Source organism: Streptomyces exfoliatus (genome assembly GCF_000725545.1).
GTDB classification, from domain to species: domain Bacteria; phylum Actinomycetota; class Actinomycetes; order Streptomycetales; family Streptomycetaceae; genus Streptomyces; species Streptomyces exfoliatus.
In genome coordinates, this window is record NZ_JNZP01000001.1 from 338,853 (window position 1) to 358,019 (window position 19,167).

At 70.8% G+C, this 19,167-nt stretch carries 18 protein-coding genes; 9 read left to right on the forward strand and 9 right to left on the reverse strand.

The window, feature by feature from the left end; genetic code table 11:
- Window positions 1–21: 21 nt before the first annotated feature.
- Both IO20_RS0101580 and IO20_RS0101585 read left to right on the forward strand, forming a co-directional pair.
- Complete coding sequence (locus tag IO20_RS0101580; protein WP_030219647.1) at window positions 22–963, forward strand: ROK family glucokinase; 942 nt, start codon at window positions 22–24, stop codon at window positions 961–963.
- Between the two features lie 72 nt (window positions 964–1,035).
- The gene (locus IO20_RS0101585) at window positions 1,036–1,779 is read left to right on the forward strand and encodes an endonuclease/exonuclease/phosphatase family protein (RefSeq protein ID WP_030547423.1); all 744 of its coding nucleotides are present in this window, start codon (window positions 1,036–1,038) and stop codon (window positions 1,777–1,779) included.
- A 27-nt stretch (window positions 1,780–1,806) separates the two neighbouring features.
- Here IO20_RS0101585 and IO20_RS0101590 read toward each other — a convergent pair whose 3' ends face one another.
- Together IO20_RS0101590 and IO20_RS0101595 are read right to left on the reverse strand one after the other, a co-directional pair.
- Window positions 1,807–2,517 (reverse strand): hypothetical protein, encoded by a 711-nt coding sequence (locus IO20_RS0101590; RefSeq protein ID WP_030547421.1) that lies wholly within the window; start codon window positions 2,515–2,517, stop codon window positions 1,807–1,809.
- On the reverse strand, window positions 2,510–3,292 hold the full coding sequence (locus IO20_RS0101595; RefSeq protein ID WP_030547419.1) for an alpha/beta hydrolase: 783 nt from the start codon (window positions 3,290–3,292) through the stop codon (window positions 2,510–2,512). The genes IO20_RS0101590 and IO20_RS0101595 overlap by 8 nt, the downstream gene beginning before the upstream one ends.
- 188 nt (window positions 3,293–3,480) lie before the next feature.
- On the opposite strand from IO20_RS0101595, the gene IO20_RS0101600 reads away from it, so the two are divergent.
- The 4 genes from IO20_RS0101600 to IO20_RS0101615 all read left to right on the forward strand — a co-directional run bounded on the left by IO20_RS0101600 (window position 3,481) and on the right by IO20_RS0101615 (window position 7,351).
- On the forward strand, window positions 3,481–4,212 hold the full coding sequence (locus IO20_RS0101600; RefSeq protein WP_030547417.1) for a lysophospholipid acyltransferase family protein: 732 nt from the start codon (window positions 3,481–3,483) through the stop codon (window positions 4,210–4,212).
- Window positions 4,213–4,375: 163 nt separating this feature from the next.
- Complete coding sequence (macS, locus tag IO20_RS0101605; RefSeq protein ID WP_030547414.1) at window positions 4,376–5,587, forward strand: MacS family sensor histidine kinase; 1,212 nt, start codon at window positions 4,376–4,378, stop codon at window positions 5,585–5,587.
- Window positions 5,584–6,267 (forward strand): response regulator, encoded by a 684-nt coding sequence (locus tag IO20_RS0101610; RefSeq protein WP_030547412.1) that lies wholly within the window; start codon window positions 5,584–5,586, stop codon window positions 6,265–6,267. Before macS ends, IO20_RS0101610 begins: the two co-directional genes overlap by 4 nt.
- An 88-nt stretch (window positions 6,268–6,355) precedes the next feature.
- Window positions 6,356–7,351 carry a 2-hydroxyacid dehydrogenase gene (locus tag IO20_RS0101615; protein WP_030547409.1) on the forward strand — a complete coding sequence of 332 codons (996 nt, stop codon included), beginning with the start codon at window positions 6,356–6,358 and terminating at the stop codon, window positions 7,349–7,351.
- A gap of 202 nt (window positions 7,352–7,553) precedes the next feature.
- Here the strand turns inward: IO20_RS0101615 and IO20_RS0101620 are convergent, their stop codons facing one another.
- The 3 genes from IO20_RS0101620 to IO20_RS0101625 all read right to left on the reverse strand — a co-directional run bounded on the left by IO20_RS0101620 (window position 7,554) and on the right by IO20_RS0101625 (window position 12,489).
- Entirely contained in the window at window positions 7,554–9,425 is a 1,872-nt protein-coding gene (locus IO20_RS0101620) for an anthranilate synthase family protein (protein ID WP_030547407.1), read from the reverse strand.
- Window positions 9,426–9,534: 109 nt separating this feature from the next.
- Complete coding sequence (locus tag IO20_RS42260) at window positions 9,535–9,591, reverse strand: trp operon leader peptide (protein WP_071892416.1); 57 nt, start codon at window positions 9,589–9,591, stop codon at window positions 9,535–9,537.
- A 93-nt stretch (window positions 9,592–9,684) separates the two neighbouring features.
- A complete protein-coding gene (locus IO20_RS0101625; protein WP_030547404.1) occupies window positions 9,685–12,489 on the reverse strand; it encodes an N-acetylmuramoyl-L-alanine amidase in 2,805 nt (934 codons plus the stop codon).
- Window positions 12,490–12,644: 155 nt separating this feature from the next.
- Here IO20_RS0101625 and IO20_RS0101630 point away from each other — a divergent pair, with 155 nt between their 5' ends.
- A complete protein-coding gene (locus IO20_RS0101630) occupies window positions 12,645–13,997 on the forward strand; it encodes a class II 3-deoxy-7-phosphoheptulonate synthase (RefSeq protein WP_031126651.1) in 1,353 nt (450 codons plus the stop codon).
- Window positions 13,998–14,129: 132 nt separating this feature from the next.
- Complete coding sequence (locus tag IO20_RS38190; protein ID WP_030547401.1) at window positions 14,130–14,384, forward strand: (2Fe-2S)-binding protein; 255 nt, start codon at window positions 14,130–14,132, stop codon at window positions 14,382–14,384.
- Here IO20_RS38190 and bfr read toward each other — a convergent pair.
- The gene (bfr, locus tag IO20_RS0101635; RefSeq protein WP_024755581.1) at window positions 14,381–14,857 is read right to left on the reverse strand and encodes a bacterioferritin; all 477 of its coding nucleotides are present in this window, start codon (window positions 14,855–14,857) and stop codon (window positions 14,381–14,383) included. The genes IO20_RS38190 and bfr overlap by 4 nt on opposite strands.
- Before the next feature lie 177 nt (window positions 14,858–15,034).
- Here bfr and IO20_RS0101640 point away from each other — a divergent pair, with 177 nt between their 5' ends.
- The gene (locus IO20_RS0101640; protein ID WP_030547397.1) at window positions 15,035–15,679 is read left to right on the forward strand and encodes a sulfite oxidase-like oxidoreductase; all 645 of its coding nucleotides are present in this window, start codon (window positions 15,035–15,037) and stop codon (window positions 15,677–15,679) included.
- Window positions 15,680–15,704: 25 nt separating this feature from the next.
- Here the strand turns inward: IO20_RS0101640 and IO20_RS0101645 are convergent, their stop codons facing one another.
- The 3 genes from IO20_RS0101645 to pknB form a co-directional block, all read right to left on the reverse strand.
- Complete coding sequence (locus IO20_RS0101645; RefSeq protein WP_030547395.1) at window positions 15,705–16,238, reverse strand: DUF4396 domain-containing protein; 534 nt, start codon at window positions 16,236–16,238, stop codon at window positions 15,705–15,707.
- Between the two features lie 68 nt (window positions 16,239–16,306).
- Complete coding sequence (locus IO20_RS0101650) at window positions 16,307–17,170, reverse strand: deoxyribonuclease IV (protein ID WP_030547393.1); 864 nt, start codon at window positions 17,168–17,170, stop codon at window positions 16,307–16,309.
- 6 nt (window positions 17,171–17,176) lie between these two features.
- Window positions 17,177–19,087, reverse strand: coding sequence for a Stk1 family PASTA domain-containing Ser/Thr kinase (gene pknB, locus IO20_RS0101655; protein WP_030547391.1), 1,911 nt, complete (start codon window positions 19,085–19,087; stop codon window positions 17,177–17,179).
- Window positions 19,088–19,167 lie beyond the last annotated feature (80 nt).

Here is a 19,167-nt window from a genome sequence, read left to right on the forward strand (position 1 = left end):
CGACCGAAAACTGAGGGACACATGGGACTCACCATCGGCGTCGACATCGGCGGCACGAAGATCGCGGCCGGCGTGGTCGACGAGGAGGGCAACATCCTCGACACGCACAAGGTGCCCACCCCGCCGACCCCCGAAGGCATCGTCGACGCGATCAGCGCCGCCGTGTCCGAAGCCGGCAAGGGCCACTCGATCGAGGCCGTCGGCATCGGCGCCGCCGGCTACGTCGACGACAAGCGTGCCACCGTCCTCTTCGCGCCGAACATCGACTGGCGGCACGAGCCGCTCAAGGACAAGGTCGAGCAGCGCGTCGGCCTGCCCGTCGTCGTCGAGAACGACGCCAACGCGGCCGCCTGGGGCGAGTACAGGTTCGGCGCCGGCCAGGGCCACGAGGACGTCATCTGCATCACCCTCGGCACCGGTCTCGGCGGCGGCATCATCATCGGCAACAAGCTGCGCCGCGGTCGCTTCGGCGTGGCCGCCGAGTTCGGCCACATCCGGGTCGTCCCCGACGGACTCCTGTGCGGCTGCGGCAGCCAGGGCTGCTGGGAGCAGTACGCCTCCGGGCGTGCCCTCGTCCGGTACGCCAGGCAGCGCGCCAATGCCACCCCGGAGCGCGCGGAGGTCCTGCTGGCCCTCGGCGACGGCACCCCCGAGGGCATCGAGGGCAAGCACGTCAGCCAGGCCGCCCGCGCGGGCGACCCGGTGGCCATCGACTCCTTCCGGGAGCTGGCCCGCTGGGCGGGCGCCGGTCTCGCCGACCTGGCCTCGCTCTTCGACCCCTCGGCGTTCATCGTCGGCGGCGGCGTCTCGGACGAGGGCGACCTCGTCCTCGACCCGATCCGCAAGTCCTTCCGGCGCTGGCTGATCGGCGGACAGTGGCGTCCGCACGCCCAGGTCCTCGCCGCCCAGCTGGGCAACAAGGCCGGCCTGGTCGGCGCCGCTGACCTGGCCCGCCAGGGCTGAGTACACCCCTTCACGCCATCCGCCCGTCGCGTCCTCCCGGACGCGGCGGGCGGTTGTCGTACGTTACGTGGCATGGCGATCAGTGAGCTGCCCAACTCCCGGACCGAGGCGGACGGTTCGGCCGTCCTCAGGGTCCTCAGCTACAACGTGCGATCGATGCGCGACGACGAGGACGCCCTCGCCCGGGTGATCCGGGCCTGCGCGCCCGACCTCGTCTTCGTCCAGGAGGCCCCGCGCTTCTTCCGCTGGCGCAAGCACGCCGCCCGGCTCGCGGCCAAGAGCGAGCTCGTCATGCTCAGCGGCGGCGCCACCGCGGCCGGACCGATGCTGCTCTGCTCCCTGCGGGCCACCGTGGAACGCACCGAGGACGTGCTGCTGCCGCTCACCCCCGGCCTCCACCGGCGGGGTCTCGCGACGGCCGTCGTCCGCTTCGCCGGGGCCCGGGTCGGACTCGTCAGCTGCCATCTGAGCCTGCGGAAGGAGGAGCGGTACGCCCAGGCCGGGATGGTCCTCGAACAGGTCGCCGCCCTGGGGACCCCGTACGCCCTCGTCGCGGGAGACCTCAACGAAAGGCCCGACGGCCCCGCCTTCCGCCGGCTGACGAAGGAACTCCAGGACGGCTGGGAGGTCAGCCCCTGGGGCGGCGCGAACACCTCGACACCCGCCGACCCGCACCAGCGGATCGACGCGGTCCTGGCCACCCCGGGCGTCGAGTTCCTCGGCTGCGGAGTGCCCACCGACCTCGATCCGGCGGATCTGCGGGCCGCCACCGACCACCTTCCGGTGCTCGCGGCGGTCCGCGTCCCCGCGTCGTAGGAAACGGCCGTGCGACGGCCGGACGGCTCAGACCACCGCGCCGCGGCCCGGGTCGTCGAAGCCGTCGTCATCGTCGTCGTGCTTCATGCGCCCCACCAGGGTGGCGAAGCCGCCCAGGAAGCCGCCGACGCACAGCGTGGTCAGCCACCACGTCATGTCCCACCGGAGCAGGACCGCGAGCAGCATCAGTACCGGCCCGCCGACCACGGCGAGCCAGGCGAACTTGGTCGTCGTGTCCGCGTCCGGCAGCGGCGGGGGCTCCGGCGGGACGAAGTGGCCCTCCTCCGAGCCACCGGGGGCGTCCTCCGGTTCGGCGGGCGAGTAGTCCCGGGGGCCGGCGGGCCGCACCCCGGGCGCGAAGACGACGGAGCTGCCGAGCGCGGGGCGCGCGGGACCGTCGTCCTCCGGACCCTCGTCCCCCTCCGCCTCGGGTCCCCCGGAGGCCTCCGGGGTGGTCTCGGCGGTGTCGGGCCTGGGCTTCGGCTTCCAGGGCGTGCCCTCACCGAGGGTCGGCCGCGGCTTCACGGGCCGGGTCCCACCGCCCCCGTCGCTCCCTTCCGCGTCCGCGTCATCTGTGCTTTCGGGCTCCGGCAGCGACAGGTTCTCGATGGTCCGGAACGGCTTCGCCTCCGGCGGATCCACGGGCTCGTCGCCGTACCCGGCGACGATCGCGGCCCAGGCCGCCTCCTCGTCGATGGGCTGCGGCTCCCGTTCGCCGCCGTCCTGCTGTTCAGCCACCGCTCCTGCTCCCCTTTCCGTCGACCAGACCCGGAGCGAGACGCTCGACGAAGGCCAGGCTCTCGTCGAAGATCCGCTCCGCGTCATGGTCCAACGTCGCCACGTGGTAGCTCTGTTCCAGCAGGATCTCCCGGACGTCCGTCGAGGAGATCCGGGAGAGGATCCGGGCCGAGTCGGCCGGCGGCACGACGTGGTCCTGCGGGCTGTGCAGCAGCACCACCGGCTGGGTCACCTGGGGGAGCTCCGCGTCCACGGTCCGGAAGAACCGGCGCAGGGAGTACGCGGCGTGCAGCGGCACCCGGTCGTAGCCGACCTCGGTCACGCCCTCCTTGGCGATGTCGCTGGCGATGCCCGGGTTCGACGGGATCAGATGGCGGACGACCGGCAGCGCGTGAGCGGCCAGACCGTGCACCTTGTTGGCCGGATTCACCAGGACGATGCCCTTCACGGCGTCCCCGTGCTGGGCGGCGAGCCGCAGGGTCAGCGCCCCGCCCATGGAGAGGCCGAACACGAAGACGGTCTCGCACCGCTCCAGGAGCTCGCGCAGCGCCCGGTCCACCTCCGCGTACCAGTCGTGCCAGGTGGTGAGCTGCATGTCCTGCCAGCGGGTGCCGTGGCCGGGCAGCAGGGGCAGGGACACCGTCAGACCGCGTTCGGCGAGGTACTCCGCCCACGGGCGCAGTGACTGCGGGGAGCCGGTGAATCCGTGACAGAGAAGAACGCCGACCTCTCCGCCCTCGTGGCGGTACGGCTCGGCTCCGGGAAGGACCGGCACCGGGGTCTCCTGTTCGGTTGCGACTTCGGCGTCTTCAGGTGCGCCGGAGCGACGGAAAATGGGGAAGGACCTTCACGGTACGCGACCGGACCGACACCGACCAGGGCCGTAGCGGGGGCCGTGCGCCGGTACGGGATAAAGTCGTCGCCACGGCACACGGAAGGCATGGCGAGTTGATCTACGGCGCAATGAAGTTCTCCCTCGGAGGGTCCCTGAAGCTTGCCTTCCGACCCTGGGTGGAGGGTCTGGAGAACGTTCCCGCCGAGGGTCCCGCGATCCTGGCGAGCAACCACCTGTCGTTCTCCGACTCCTTCTTCCTGCCCGCCGTCCTCGACCGCAAGGTCACCTTCATCGCCAAGGCGGAGTACTTCACCTCGCCGGGCGTGAAGGGCAAGCTGACGGCCGCCTTCTTCAAGGGTGTCGGCCAGCTCCCGGTGGACCGTTCGGGTGCGCGGGGCGCGGGCGAGGCGGCCATCAAGGCCGGCATCGAGGTCATCGAGAAGGGCGGGCTCTTCGGGATCTACCCCGAGGGCACCCGCTCGCCCGACGGGCGGCTCTACCGGGGCAAGCCCGGCGGTCTGGCGCGGGTGGCCCTGGCCACCGGCGCGCCGGTGATCCCGGTCGCCATGATCGACACCGAGAAGATCCAGCCTCCCGGCAAGGTCGTCCCCAAGCTGATGCGGCCGGGGATCCGGATCGGCAAGCCGCTGGACTTCACCCGGTACCAGGGCATGGAGGGTGACCGCTTCATCCTCCGCTCGGTCACCGACGAGGTCATGTACGAGATCATGAAGCTGTCCGGCCAGGAGTACGTCGACATCTACGCGACCGCCGCCAAGCGGCAGATCGCGGACGCGGAGAAGGCGGCCAAGGAGGCCGTCAAGGCCGAGATCGCGGCCCGGGAAGAGTCCGGCGCGTAGGCACGGGGGCGCAAGAGCTCGGCGGGTGACCACGAGCGCGTAGGAGCCCGGCGGGCAGAACGGTCCGGCGGGTCGTTCCGGGCGTGACAGTCCGGCGGGTAGGCCCGGACACGTGACGGTCCGGCGGGTAGGCGTCCTTCGCGGACGTCCGGGGGTGGGGGAGATGGCCAAGCGCGAGCGTGTCGTGCGCATGTCGGTCGAGCAGCCGTTGTGGCGGGCGCTCACCGGCTACCGCGTCCTGACGATGGTGTACGCCGTCCTGCTGTTCGCCTTCGGGCGGGAGCGGTACGAGCGGCCCTGGGTCGCCGTCGCCTATCTGGCGGTGATGTGCGTCTGGACCCTCGCCACCCTCCCCAAGGTGGCGAACGCGGCCAGCTGCACCAAGCGCTTCCTCGGCGTCGACCTCACCGTCGCCCTCGTCGGCATCCTCCTCACCCCCCTCGCCGACGCCCACGCCCAGACGATCGACGGCCCCACCCTGCCGTCGATATGGACCGCGGGATCCGTCCTCGCCTTCGCCATCAAGGGCGGCTGGCGCTGGGCCGGAGTCGCCTCCTCCCTCGTCGCCGTCGCCAACATCGTCGAGCGCGGCCACCCCAGTCGGGACACCTTCCACAACGTCCTGCTCGTCTGGGTGGCCTCCATCGCCATCGGATACGTGGTCGAGGTCGCCCGCGCCTCCGAGCGCACCCTCGCCCGCGCCCTGGAGATCGAGGCCGCGACCCGGGAGCGGGAGCGGCTCGCCAGGGACATCCACGACAGCGTCCTCCAGGTCCTCGCGATGGTGCAGCGGCGCGGCACGGCGCTCGGCGGCGAGGCCGCCGAACTGGGACGGATGGCGGGGGAGCAGGAGGTGGCCCTCCGTACCCTCGTCGCGGGCGGACTGACCCGCCCGAGCCTGGTGTCCGAGGACGAGTCCGAGGGGGCCGTCGTCCGCGTGGTCGAGGTCGACGACCCGGACGACGACACGCCCGTCGACCTGCGAGTCCTCCTCGCGCCGCGCGCCGGGGCCCGGGTCACCCTCTCCGAGCCGGGCGCCCCGGTCCTCCTGCCGCCGCCCGCCGCCCGTGAGCTGGCCGCCGCCGTCGGCGCCGCCCTGGACAATGTGCGGGTGCACGCGGGGGAGGACGCCCAGGCCTGGATCCTCGTCGAGGACTGGCCGGACGAGGTGATCGTCACCGTCAGGGACGACGGCCCCGGCATCCCGGAGGGCCGCCTCGCGCAGGCGGAGGGCGAGGGTCGGATGGGCGTCGCACTCTCCATCCGGGGGAGACTGCGGGAGCTGGGCGGCACGGCCGAGCTGGTCTCGGTACCCGGCCAGGGCACGGAAGTCGAGTTGAAGGTTCCACGGGGGAAGGCAGGACGAGGAAGATGAACGAGCAGCAGGCCGAGCGGCCGATCAGGGTGATGGTCGTCGACGACCATCCGATGTGGCGGGACGCGGTCGCCCGCGATCTGGCCGAGGCGGGCCTCGACGTGGTGGCCACCGCGGGCGACGGCGAGCAGGCGGTGCGCCGTGCCCGGACGGTGACCCCGGACGTCCTGGTCCTGGACCTGAACCTGCCCGTGAAGCCGGGCGTCCAGGTGTGCAAGGAGCTGGTCGGCGGCCGGCCCGAACTGCGGGTCCTCGTCCTCTCGGCGAGCGGTGAGCACGCCGACGTCCTGGAGGCGGTCAAGTCCGGCGCCACCGGCTACCTCCTCAAGTCGGCCAGTACGGCGGAGCTGATCGACGCCGTGCGGCGGACCGCGGTCGGCGACCCCGTCTTCACCCCCGGTCTCGCCGGTCTCGTCCTCGGCGAGTACCGCAGGCTCGCGTCCGAGCCGGTCCCGGCGACGGGCGGCGACGAGCCGAAGGCCCCGCAGCTGACCGAGCGCGAGACGGAGGTCCTGCGGCTCGTCGCCAAGGGGCTCAGCTACAAGCAGATCGCCGAGCGGCTTGTCATCTCGCACCGCACGGTGCAGAACCACGTCCAGAACACCCTGGGCAAGCTCCAGCTGCACAACCGGGTGGAACTCGTCCGGTACGCCATCGAGCGGGGCCTCGACGACGCCTGAGTCCCGGGGCCGGGCGGGCCGACGGAAGGGGTCGTATATTCGCGAGGAGTGCGGACATACGGCCCATCACCGTCCTGAGGGGAATCTCGTGGAAATCCTGGCATTCGGCGTGCAGGCGGACGAGAAGCCCCTGATCGAGAAGGCGTTCGCGGGGCACCACGACGTCCGCTGTCTGAGCGTCTTCCTCAGCGAGGACACCGCCCCCATCGCGGCCGGCTACGAGATCGTCTCCACCAGCGTCAACGCCAACCTGAACAACCGGGTCCTGCAGACCCTCGCCGCCGGCGGGACGCAGATGATCGCCCAGCGCTCGACGGGCTTCAACAACATCGACCTGGAGGTCGCCGAGCGCCTGGGCCTCACCGTCGCCCGTGTCTCGTACTACTCGCCGTACTCCGTCGCGGAGTTCGCGTGGACCCTCGCCATGGCCGTCAACCGTCGGATCGTCCGCGCCTCCAACCGCACCCGCGACTTCGACTTCCGGCTCGACGGACTGATGGGCCGTGACCTGCGGGGCCGTACCGTCGGCGTCCTCGGCACCGGCAAGATCGGCGAGGCCTTCACCCGGATCGCCCACGGCTTCGGCATGAAGCTCCTCGGCTGGGACGTCGCCGAGAACCCCACCTGCGTCGCACTCGGCATGACGTACGTCGAGAAGGAACGGCTCCTCGCCGAGGCCGACCTCATCAGCCTCCACGTGCCGCTGCTCCCCTCCACCCAGCACCTCCTCGACGCCGCCGCCCTCAAGATCATGAAGGACGACGCCATCCTGGTGAACTCCAGCCGCGGCGGTCTCATCGACACCGAGGCGCTGGTCGTCGAACTCCGGGGCGGACGCTTCGCCGGCGTCGGCCTCGACGTGTACGAGGCGGAGGCGGGGCTCTTCTTCCTCGACAGGTCCCTGGAGGTCGTCGAGGACGACACCCTGGCCCGCCTGGTCACCTTCCCGAACGTGGTGGTCACCTCCCACCAGGCGTACTACACCGTGGACGCGGTCGGCCAGATCATCGACACCACGGTCCGGAACGTCCTCGACTACACCGCGGGGCGGCGCAGCGAGAACGTCCTGGTCCCGCGAGGCTAGGGCCTGTCTTTCGGATCATGCCGGGCTCGCGGCGTCCGGTGCCGCGCCTCGCCGCGTTGTCGTCGGTCTCCCCCCAAGCTCTCGGCTTCGCTCGAGGAGGGCGGTACCCCCACCGCTCCGCGTTGGCTCCCTCCTCCGCCTTGCGATGCACGGCACCAGACGCCGCTCCCTGTTCCGGCCCGATCCAAAAGACAGGCCCTAGTCAGACGAGCACCCCCGCGAGGAGCGAGGCGGTCAGCGCGGCCCCTTCGAGCGTCAGGACGGACTCGGGGTGGAACTGCACGCCCGCGAAGCCCGGCCCGCGCAGCGCGTGCACCTCGCCGGTCTCCGCGTCCCGGCTCACCTCGATCCGGTGCAGTGCCAGCTCCGTCGCCGTCCGATCGTCGCAGCGGGCGGTGAAGCTGTTGTAGAAGCCGACCGTCCGCTCCTGCCCGAACAGGTCGATCCGCATCTGGGCCCCCTGGAACGGGGTCCGCTTGCGGACGATCTCCAGGCCCAGTTCGGCGGCGATCAGCTCGTGCCCGAGGCAGACGCCGAGGAGACCGTGCCGGTGGTCCCGTACGAGGTCGGCCGTCAGACCGCGCAGGAAGCGCATCTTCGGGTCGGCGGTGTCCGAGGGGTTCCCGGGGCCGGGGCCGAGGACCACCGGCCCCTCGTGGGTCAGTGCCAGCTCGCGCAGCCCCGGCTCGTCGTAGCGGAGCACCGACACGTCGAGGCCGGAGGAGCGCAGGACGTGCGCCAGCATCGCCGTGAAGGTGTCCTCGGCGTCGATCACGAGGGCGTGGCCCGACAGCTCCGCCGACCGGACCTGCATCTTCAGCCAGAACGGCGCCAGATCGGCCCGCCGCGCGTCCAGGGCGGCCCGCACCCGCGGATCGTCGGCGAGGAGTACGGGGGCCGGTGCCGGTCCGCCGGACGGCCGCCCCTCCCGTACCCCCAGGGCGGTGAGCACGCCGGCCGCCTTCGCGTGGGTCTCCGCGACCTCGCCCGCCGGGTCCGAGTGCCGGACGAGGGTCGCGCCGACCGGCACCCGCAGCCGTCCGTCGGCGTCGATGTCGGCCGTCCGGATCAGGATGGGCGAGTCGAGCGTCTGGGCGCCGCCCTCGTCCGTGCCGAGCAGGGCGAGCGCCCCCGCGTAGTAGCCGCGCCCGCCCTCCTCGTGACGCTCGATCACCCGGCAGGCGTTCTGCACGGGCGAGCCGGTCACCGTCGCCGCGAACATCGTCTCCCGCAGCACCTCCCGCACGTCGAGCGAGGACCGGCCGCGCAACTCGTACTCGGTGTGCGCGAGATGGGCCATCTCCTTCAGGCGCGGGCCGATCACCACCCCGCCCATGTCGCCGACCGTGCACATCATCTTGAGCTCCTCGTCGACCACCATGGAGAGTTCCTCCGTCTCCTTCCGGTCGGCGAGGAAGCCGAGGAGGCCCTCGGCGGTGGGGGCGGTCCCGGCCGGGTAGCGGTAGGTGCCGCTGATCGGGTTCATCACGACCGTGCCTCCCGACATCCGGACGTGCACCTCGGGGCTCGCCCCGACGAGCGTCCGGTCGCCGGTGTGCACCACGAACGTCCAGTACGCGCCGCGCTCGCCGGCGAGCAGCCGCCGGAAGAGCGCGAGGGCGTCGGCCCGGCCGAAGCCCGGGATCTCACCGGTGTACGTCCGCCGGATGACGAAGTTCGCGCCCTCGCCGGAGCCGATCTCCTCGTCGATGACCCGCCGCACGGTCCCGGCGTACTCCTCGTCGGAGACGTCGAACCCGCCGCCCTCGACGGTCACGTCGTGCGCGGGAAGCTGGGCGAGCGCCTCCGCGAGCGGCAGCTCGTACGTCTCGTCGGCGACGAGCACGGAGAGCGGGGTGCCGTCGTCCCGCACGTCGAAGCCCCGCTCCCGGATCTGCCGGAAGGGCACGAGCGCGAGCGTCGGCAGCGGGCCGACGGGCAGCTCGGCGAGGCGCTCGGCCTCGTGGACCCGGCCGATCAGCACCTCGACGGTGTCGTGGTCACGGCCGGGGGTGCGCCTGCGGAGCAGGGCGAAGGGCGGGCAGGAATCGTCGAGGAGACGGGAGAGGTCCATGGGGCGGGTCTGTTCCTTCCGGGAGGACTACGGAGAGGAGGAGACGGCCCGGGTACGAGAAAAGGCCGCCCCTCGGGCGGCCTTCGCGTGTCAGTCGGTGTACGCGCGATCAGTGGGCCGCCGGATGAGCGGTCCACCACCAGTTCTGGATCTGAGGCGCGAACATGCGAGCACTGTAACCCGACGGGACACGGAAACGGGGCCCGGTCCGCACCGTGGACGGTGCGAGCCGGACCCCGAGGCCCGTCGGACTACCCGATCAGAAGATCAGATTGTAGCTCTGCCAGCCGGGACCGACCTGCACGCGCGGGGCGTACGGGGAGGTCGCGCTGCCGGTGCCCTTGTACAGCCACAGGGTGCCGGAACCGTCGCGGGCCACGAAGTCCACCTTGCCGTCGCCGGTGAGGTCGCTCGGTCCCACGATGCTGTTGTAGATCTTCCAGCCGGTGCCGACCTGGACGCGCGGGGCGTACGGGGCGGTGGCGCTGCCGGTTCCCTTGTACAGCCAGATGATCCCGTTGGCGTCGCGGCCGATCAGGTCCGGCTTGCCGTCGGAGGTCAGGTCGCCGGTGCTGACGATGTTGTTGTAGATCTGCCAGCCGGTGCCGACCTTCACGCGGGGCGCGAACGGCACGGCCGGGGTGCCCGTGCCCTTGTACAGCCAGATGACACCCGACTTCTCACGGGCGATCAGGTCGGCCTTGCCGTCACCGGTCAGGTCGCGGACGCCCATGATCTGGTCGTAGATCTGCCAGCCGCCACCGGTCCTCAGCCGCGCCTTGAACGGCGCGGAGGGGTTGCCGCTGCCCTGGTAGTACCAGAGCACGCCGGAGGCGTCGCGGGCGACGGCGTCGCCGGTGCCGTCGGCGCGGAGCGCCGTCATCGGGGTGACCGCGTTGTAGACCCCCCAGCCACCCCCGACCCGGTACCGGGTCAGGAACGGCGCGGTGGAGCTGCCGGTGCCCTGGTACTGCCAGAGGACACCGGAGGTGTCACGGGCGAGGAGGTTGTAGCGGTTGTTCGCGGGGACGGGGGCGGTGGCGGGAGCTTCGGTGATCTCGCTCTGCTTCACCCAGACGATCTTGTGGTGGTAGCGGATCGGCACGAACATCGTGGAGCCGATGACGTTCTTCTGCGCGGAGCCGAACCACTCGTCGCCCGCCACGGCCGGACCGGCCTTCACGTAGGCCTGGTCGGCCGGGAGGGAGAACTCCGTGAGCGAGTCGTTCTCGTCGCCCGGCGCTTCGAGACCGGCGGCCGTGTAGGCGGCGGTCTCGGGGTAGGAGCGGCCGTAGATCTTGGCCGGGGTCTCAGCGGACCTGGCCTTCACCGTGGTGGCGCTCACCGGCGCGGTGTACTGGCCGCCGGGGTTGTGGAACCACGCCTTCACGCCCGCGTACCAGATCGCGGTCCAGTCGGACCGGACCTCGGCGACGACGTACAGACCACCGGCGCGGAGCTTGCTGCCGTAGTACCAGCCCAGGGTCGGGTCGTTGCCGGTGAAGTACGGGTCCTTGACGATCGGGTCGCTGGTCGAGGGCCCCGTGTGCAGGTAGACGAAGTTCGACGGCCGCGGGGACGCGGTCAGCGTCTGCCCGGTGTCCTCGTCGACGTACGTCAGCTTGGGCTGGTTGGCCTCGGTGAGCGGCGGCACCGCGCGGACCGTCTGCCCGGCACGGAGCAGGCCGCCCGCGCCCTTGTCGCCCTGGGGGGCGCCGAGCAGGGACATGTAGTAGTTCCAGTCCCAGTACGGGCCCGCGTCCCAATGGAGGTCGCCGGTGCGGCCGTCCGTCGCGAGCGCCACCTCGTCGTGGCCGATGATGTGCTCACGGTCGAGCGGTACGTTGTACTGCTTGGCCAGGTGCTTCACCAGCTCGGCGGAGGTGCGGTAGAGCTGCGGGTCGAACCAGAAGCCCTCCTTGAGGGCCCAGCCCACATGCTCCACACCGATGGTGTGCATGTTGTGGCTCCAGTTGCCCGCGTGCCAGGCCACGTCCTTGTTCTGGACCAGCTGGTTGACCAGGTCGCCCTTCTCGCTGACCAGGTACTGGGCGCTGACCGCACCCGTCGGGCTGCTCAGCGTGTTGTACGAAGAGGTCCAGTCGCCCTCGGTGTCGTGGATGACGATCTGCCGGATGTCCATGCCGTCGGCGGGACGGTTGGCGAAGGTGAAGTTCTTCCGCCCCGTGGACGTGGGGACGATGAACTTGGCCTGGCAGTTCACGGTCGTCGGGCATTCGAGGGTCGCCGTCGTCGCCGTGGTGGTCGCGAAGGAGGCGGCCAGCGGCACGTTCGCCGGTTTCACCGGCTCGACCGAGGGGTCGGCCGGCAGGGCGACCTGCTCGCCGTCGAGGGTGAGCGCTCGCTCGCCGTTCTCGATCGACTCGAAGACGCGCTTCGCGAAGACGTCGGCGCCCTTCTTCTGCGAGGACTCGCTGAACCGGGCCACGGCCGGGTACCAGTCGCCCGGTTCCTCGGACAGCTCGGCACCGGCCTGTTTCTGGTACTCGGCCAGGAGCGCGGCGCCGGCCCGGATGGAGGCGTTGGTGTCGTTCTGGACGGCCTCGGTGGAGCTGTCGATCAGCTCGGCGGCCTTGTCCAGGGTGTGCAGCTTCGGGTCGTCGGTGTCCACGACCGACTTCTCGAGGATGCGGCGGACGGCCTCCGGGTCGAAGTTCTTCTCGAACTCCGCGTGGCCGCTGCCGTTGGAGTGCCGGATCTGCTCGTCGGTGATCTCGACCTCGACATCGCCCGGGTCGACCTTCGTCAGGCCCATGACGTTGTACCCGCCGGTGGTGCTGGGCGCGCCGTCGTGCGACTCCCACAGCGACTTCTGGTACGACACCGCCATCAGCACGCTCTGCGGCACATCGAACTCGCGCGCCGCGTTTGCGAACTGCGACTGCAGGGAAGTGTCCCCAGCAGCCTTGCCGTCGTCCGCCGTGCCCAGGAGGCTCGGTGAGGCGACCGCGAGGGTGCCGATCGTCGCCGTGGCGACGACGGCGGCCGCCGCTCCGTACAAGAGTCGTTTCTTCTTGCGGTCCCTGCGGTGCCTCTGGGTCACGCCCACCCCTGTAGTTCGACTGTGAACTTGTTGAAACGGGCCAGAGGGTAACACCCCCCGAAGGCGTGAAGATCGCCCTTGGACATATCGGGCGCGCGTCTCAGCCACTGGTCAGGGGGACAGGACCGGACGAAGAACCCCGTAATGTGGTGGGTGTGACCGTGAACGCTGATTCCCACGCCGTCGCCAAGGCGACCTGGCGAGACCTGCCCGCGGCGCAGCAGCCCGAGTACCCCGATGCCGAGGCTCTGCGCGATGTGATCGCGGACCTCGAGTCGTATCCTCCGCTCGTCTTCGCCGGCGAGTGCGACCAGCTGCGCGCCCGGATGGGAGCCGTCGCCCGTGGCGAGGCGTTCCTGCTCCAGGGCGGCGACTGCGCCGAGGCCTTCGACGCCGTGTCCGCCGACCACATCAGGGCCAAGCTCAAGACGCTGCTCCAGATGAGCGCCGTCCTCACCTACGCGGCCTCCGTGCCCGTGGTGAAGGTCGGCCGCATCGCCGGCCAGTACTCGAAGCCCCGCTCCAAGGGCACCGAGACCCGTGACGGCGTGACCCTGCCGACGTACCGGGGCGACTCGGTCAACGGCTTCGCCTTCGACGAGAAGTCCCGCATCCCGGACCCCGAGCGCCTGAAGCGGATGTACAACGCCTCCGCCTCCACGCTCAACCTGGTGCGCGCCTTCACCACCGGCGGCTACGCCGACCTGCGCCAGGTGCACGCCTGGAACCAGGACTTCGTCAAGGCGTCCCCCTCCGGACAGCGCTACGAGCAGCTGGCCCGCGAGATCGACAACGCGCTGAACTTCATGAAGGCCTGCGGCACCGACCCGGCCGAGTTCAAGGCCGTCGAGTTCTACGCCTCCCACGAGGCGCTGCTGCTCGACTACGAGGGCGCCCTCACGCGTACGGACTCGCGCACCGGCAAGCTGTACGACACCTCCGGCCACATGGTCTGGATCGGCGAGCGCACCCGCCAGCTGGACCACGCCCACATCGAGTTCGCCTCGCGGATCGCGAACCCGATCGGCATCAAGCTGGGCCCGACCACCTCGGTGGACGAGGCGCTGACGTACATCGACCGTCTCGACCCCGACCGCGAGCCCGGCCGGCTGACCTTCATCGTCCGCATGGGCGCCGACAAGGTCCGTGACAAGCTCCCCGAGCTGGTCGAGAAGGTCACCGCCTCCGGTGCGGTCGTCGCCTGGGTCACCGACCCGATGCACGGCAACACCTTCGAGGCCGCCTCCGGCCACAAGACGCGCCGTTTCGACGACGTGCTCGACGAGGTCAAGGGCTTCTTCGAGGTCCACAAGGGCCTCGGCACCCACCCGGGCGGCATCCACGTCGAGCTCACCGGTGACGACGTCACCGAGTGCGTCGGCGGCGGCGACGAGATCTTCGTCGACGACCTGCACCAGCGCTACGAGACGGCCTGCGACCCGCGCCTCAACCGCAGCCAGTCCCTCGACCTGGCGTTCCTGGTGGCGGAGATGTACCGCGATCAGTAAGTAGGTACCTACGACGACGGGGCGCGGATCCATGTGATCCGCGCCCCATCGTCGTATCCAGGGCTTTTGCGGTCCCCCCGCGCCGGGTAAGGTTAGGTTAGCCTTATCGATCACGGCGGGAGGTGAACCGCGTTGTACGTCTGCTCATGCTTCGGTGTGACGGAGAAGCAGGTCAAGGAGCATGCGAGCGCGGGCGCCTGCACGCCTCGCCAGATCGCCTCCGCCTGCAAGGCCGGAACGGACTGCGGTTCCTGTGTCCGTCGAATTCAGGCCATTCTCGGTCGCGGCAACTGCCCCCGGCGCGAACTCCTCGACCAGGGCGTTCCCGCGCTGACCGCAGAGCCCGCCGTCGTCGGGGAAGTCGCCCGGCTCGGGGAAGCCGCCTAGCTCGGCTGCTCGATCAGCGTCGAGATGTAGAGCGCCTCGCCCAGGGACTCGATCAGCTCCAGCTGCGTGTCCAGGTAGTCGATGTGGTGCTCCTCGTCGGCGAGGATCTCCTCGAAGAGGTTCGCCGAGGTGATGTCACCCTTGGCGCGCATGACCTCGATGCCGCGCTTGAGGCGGTCGATCGCCTCCACCTCGACCTGCCGGTCCGCCTGGAACATCTCGGTGATGGTCTGGCCGACCCGCACATGGAAGAGCCGCTGGTAGTTGGGCAGACCGTCGAGCATGAGGATGCGCTCGGTGATCTTGTCCGCGTGCTTCATCTCATCGATGGACTCTTCGCGGGTGTACTTGGCGAGCTTCGTCCACCCCTTGTTGTCCTGGATGCGGTAGTGCAGCCAGTACTGGTTGATGGCCGTCAGCTCGCCGGTCAGCTGCTCGTTGAGGAACTCGAGGACCTCGGGGTCGCCCTGCATCGCAGAGGCTCCTTCCACGTTACGTGTTTATGCCGTCACTGGGCAGGATGGCCGCATCCTCGCACCCCGAATGGGGGGCGTCCAGTAAGTGCAGGCTTAGTGTGAGTTGCCCGAATCCCGTGGCGGGGAAGGTCTCCTGGTCATGACCACCCCTCGCCGTCTGTCACCATGGATGGCATGGGTCAGCCGGAGAGCGGGGTACACCGGGAAGCGGGGCAGCCGGATCGTTCACCGGACCTTCCGCCGGGTCAGCGGCTCCAGCGCGGCTGGCCGGTCACCCATTACGGGCCCGTCCCCAAGTTCAAGCCGGACCGCTGGGAGTTCCGTGTCTTCGGGGCGACGGCGGACGGTGACAAGCGGTGCTGGAACCACGAGGAGTTCTCGGCCCTGCCGTTCTCCACGGTCGTGGCCGATCTGCACTGCGTCACGAAATTCAGCATGCTCGGGGCCGAATGGGGTGGTGTCGCCGCCCGGACGGTCCTGGACCTCGCGCCGCCCGCTCCCCAGGTCACGCACGTGATGGTCTGGGCCGAGTACGGCTACAGCGCCAACATGCGGCTCGCCGACTTCGCCGCCGACGGCGCGATCTTCGCCACCCACAAGGACGGTGAGCTGCTCACCGCCGAGCACGGCTTCCCCCTCAGGCTCGTCGTCCCCCACTTGTACGCCTGGAAGGGCCCGAAGTGGGTCCGGGGTGTGGAGTACATGGCCGCCGACCGCAGGGGCTTCTGGGAGGAGCGCGGCTACCACAACCTCGGCGACCCCTGGAAAGAGCAGCGGTACTCGTACCAGGAGGAACCGGGAGACGGCCCGGAGCTGTAGGGGCCTGTGGGCCGGTTCTTTTCGGTCAGTGGTGGTACTGGTGGACCACCGCGTGGCCCTTGCCGCGGCCGATCATCCACTTGTTGATCGGTGTGGTGATCACGAACGCGGCGGCGAGCGCGATGGCGAGCACGATCCAGAAGAACGGCTCCGAGAGGTGCGCGTCCATGGCGCCGGGCCAGAGGGCGAGCACGCCGTTGTCGATGGTCTCCATGACCGCGATGGAGAGGGTGTCGGCCGCGAGGGCCACCTTGAACGCCGTCCTGAAGTCGACGCCGGCGGCCAGGACGCCGCGCAGGGTGAGCGCGTAGCCGAAGAAGAAGGCCAGGATGATCGCGAGGATCATCGTCTCCACGTTGCCCCAGCCGAGCGAGGTGCCGATGACCATGCCGAGTACCTCGCCGATGGCGCAGCCGGTGAGGCAGTGCAGGGTGGCCTTGGCCGCCATGGCCCAGGAGACCTTGCCGGAGTGGCCCGCGTGCTCGTGGTCGGCGTGCTCGTGGCTCGCGTGAGCGGTGTGAGCGCCGTCGTCGTGGTGGGTGTGTGCGTCGTGGTTCATCGGGTGCCCCCCATGTCGGGTAGCGGTTCCTGCCGTTACAGGAACCGTATACCCCCTAGGGGTATTCCTCAACGGGAAACGGCGTCCCTGAGCTTCTTCAGCAGCTCCACGTCCGCCAGATGCCCGTCCTTGCCGCCCGGCGTCTCGATGACCAGCGGCACGCCGTCGGTCGCCGGGTGCCGGAGAAGGTTGCGGAACCCGTCCTCGCCGATGTGACCCATGCCGATGTTCGCGTGCCGGTCCTTGCGCGCGCCGACCACGTCCTGAGAGTCGTTCGCGTGGATCAGCTTCAGGCGGCCCTCGCCCACCGTCGCCACCAGCTCGTCGAGGGTCCGTGTCGCACCGTCGGGACCGGTCAGGTCGTGGCCGGCGGCGAAGATGTGGCAGGTGTCGAGGCAGATGCCCAGCTTGGGGTGGTGGTCGAGCGCGTCGAAGTACGGCCCGAAGTCCTCCGCGCGCGAACAGAGCGAGAAGCCCTGCCCGGCCGTCGACTCCAGGAGCAGATACGGATCGTCCTCGTGCGTCAGCTCGTCGAGGAGCGGCAGCAGCCGCTCCCGTACCTGGGCGAGCGCCACCGTGCGGGGGCGGCCCCCGGTCGCCGATCCGGTGTGCACCACCACGCCCTTCGCGCCGATCTCCCGGCCCCGCCGTAGCGAGTGCCGCATCGACTCCACCGACTTCTCGGCGGTGGCCTCGGTGTGCGAGCCGAAGTTGATCAGGTACGGGGCGTGCACCCAGGCCGAGATCGACTCGGCCTCGCACTCCGCCCGGAACCGCTCGTCCTGGGCCGGGTTGCCCACCGGGGTGGCCCAGCCGCGCGGGTTGGCGACGAAGACCTGCACGGTCTCCGCGCCCAGCTCACGGGCGTAGCCCAGACCGGTCGTGGCGAGGCCACCGGCCACCGGGACGTGGCCGCCGACGGGATTGCGCATCGGTTTCTACAGTCCCTTGATCGTGATCGTGACGGTGGATCCCTCGGGCGCGGTGGAGCCGCCCTCCACGGACTGGCTCGCGACCGTGTCGCCGAGGTAGGGGAAGGACTTCTTGACCTCCACCTCGAAGCCCGCGTCCTCCAGGGCCGTGCGGGCGTCGTCGGCCGTCTCCCCGGTGACGTCCGGGACCTCGACCTGCTTCGGTCCCTTGGAGACGGTGAGCGTGATGGTGTCGCCGTCGGCGGCCCGGCTGCCCTCGGCGAGGGACTGCGCGGCGACCGTGCCGGCGGCCTCGGGGGAGTGGATGCGCTCCGGGGCGACCCGGACGGTCAGCCCGTCCTCCTGGAGCAGGGCCGTGGCGTCGGCGACGGTCTCGCCGGCGACGTCGGGTACGTCGATCGGCGCGCCCCTGCTGACCAGCAGGGCCACGGCCGAGTCGGGGGCGCGCTCGGTGCCGGGCTCGGGGTCGGAGCCGATCACGGAGCCCTGCGCGACGGACTCGCTGAACGCGGTGGTGATCACCCCGGGCAGCAGGCCCTCCCGTTCGAGGGCGGCCTTGGCCTCGGCGAGCGGCTTGTTCTTGAGGTTGGGCACCTTCACGACCTCGGGGCCGCGGGAGAGCGTCAGGGTGACCGTGCCGTTGCCCCGGATGCGCTCGCCCGGTGCCGGGTCGACGGCCATGACGGTGCCGCGCTCGTACACCTCGCTGAACGCGCGCTTCGTCGCGCCGACCTCCAGGCCGGCGTCGGTGATCCGCTGCGTGGCGGCGGCCTCGGTCTGGCCGAGGACGGCGGGGACGCGGGTGAACTGGCCGGAATTGATGTACCAGACACCGGCGCCGAGACCGAGTGCGAGCAGGACGGCGACGACCACGAGGAGCGGGCCGCGCGGCGGGCGCCTGCGGGCCGTGGGCACGGGGGACTCCGGTGCGGGCAGCCGGTTCGTGTGCTGGACCTGATGGGCGTCGTCCGCCTCGGCCGCCGGTACGGGCCGGGCGATCACGCTGGTCCGGTCCTCGGCCGTGTCCCTGGCCTCGGAGCGCGCCTGCGGGGGCACGGCGTCGAGCTGGTCCTCGCCGAGTGCGGCGCGGGCCTCCCGGAGGAGGGCGAGAAGGGCGACGGCGTCGTGCGGGCGGGCCTCGGGGTGACGGGCCGTGGCCGCCGCCACCAGCTCGTCCAGCTCCAGGGCGAGCCCCGGGACGGTGGCGGAGGGGGCGGGGACGTCCGTGTGGAGGTGCTGGTAGAGGACCTGCGCGGGGGTGTCACCGGCGTGCGGCTTGCCGCCGGTCAGCATCTCGTACAGGACGACACCGCAGGCGTACACGTCGGCGCGGGTGTCGGCGGTGCCGTGTTCGATCTGCTCCGGCGCGAGGTACGAGACCGTGCCGAGGACCGAGCCGGTGGTCGCGGTCGCCGAGCCCACGGCCCGTACGAGACCGAAGTCGGCGACCTTGACCCGGCCGTCGTCCCCTATCAGGACGTTCTCCGGCTTCATGTCGCGGTGCACGAACCCGGCCCGGTGCGCGGCGCCGAGCGCGGCGAGCACCGGCTCCAGGATGTCGAGGGCGGCCCGGGGCGCGAGGGCGCCGCGCTCGCGCAGCACGTCACGGAGGGTGCAGCCCTCGACGTACTCCATCGCCAGGTAGACGTACGCGCCCTCGGTGCCCTGGTCGAAGACGCCGACCACGTTCGGGTGCGAGAGCCGTGCGACGGACTTCGCCTCGCGGATGAAACGCTCGACGAAGGCGGCGTCGGTGGCGAGGGCGGGGTGCATCACCTTGAGCGCGAGGACGCGGTCGAGGCGGGTGTCCACGGCCCGGTAGACCGTGGCCATCCCGCCGACGGCGATGCGCGCGTCGACGCGGTAGCGGCCGTCGAGCAGCCGCCCGACGAGGGGGTCCTGGAGGGTCGTGTCCACGACGACGAGTCTACGAGCCGGTCGGCGGGGGCTCGGCCGGGTGGCCCCGACTGCGACGGAGCTGTGACGAGCCCCGCACC

What these genes read in the sequence shown, in the direction of transcription:
- IO20_RS0101600 (WP_030547417.1), top strand. Translation starts at nt 3,481, where the DNA reads ATGAAGTTCTCCCTCGGAGGGTCCCTGAAGCTTGCCTTCCGACCCTGG.
- IO20_RS0101645 (WP_030547395.1), bottom strand. Translation starts at nt 16,238, where the DNA reads ATGAACCACGACGCACACACCCACCACGACGACGGCGCTCACACCGCT.
- IO20_RS0101640 (WP_030547397.1), top strand. Translation starts at nt 15,035, where the DNA reads ATGGGTCAGCCGGAGAGCGGGGTACACCGGGAAGCGGGGCAGCCGGAT.
- IO20_RS0101650 (WP_030547393.1), bottom strand. Translation starts at nt 17,170, where the DNA reads ATGCGCAATCCCGTCGGCGGCCACGTCCCGGTGGCCGGTGGCCTCGCC.
- IO20_RS0101580 (WP_030219647.1), top strand. Translation starts at nt 22, where the DNA reads ATGGGACTCACCATCGGCGTCGACATCGGCGGCACGAAGATCGCGGCC.
- IO20_RS0101620 (WP_030547407.1), bottom strand. Translation starts at nt 9,425, where the DNA reads ATGGACCTCTCCCGTCTCCTCGACGATTCCTGCCCGCCCTTCGCCCTG.
- IO20_RS0101610 (WP_030547412.1), top strand. Translation starts at nt 5,584, where the DNA reads ATGAACGAGCAGCAGGCCGAGCGGCCGATCAGGGTGATGGTCGTCGAC.
- bfr (WP_024755581.1), bottom strand. Translation starts at nt 14,857, where the DNA reads ATGCAGGGCGACCCCGAGGTCCTCGAGTTCCTCAACGAGCAGCTGACC.
- macS (WP_030547414.1), top strand. Translation starts at nt 4,376, where the DNA reads ATGGCCAAGCGCGAGCGTGTCGTGCGCATGTCGGTCGAGCAGCCGTTG.
- IO20_RS0101585 (WP_030547423.1), top strand. Translation starts at nt 1,036, where the DNA reads ATGGCGATCAGTGAGCTGCCCAACTCCCGGACCGAGGCGGACGGTTCG.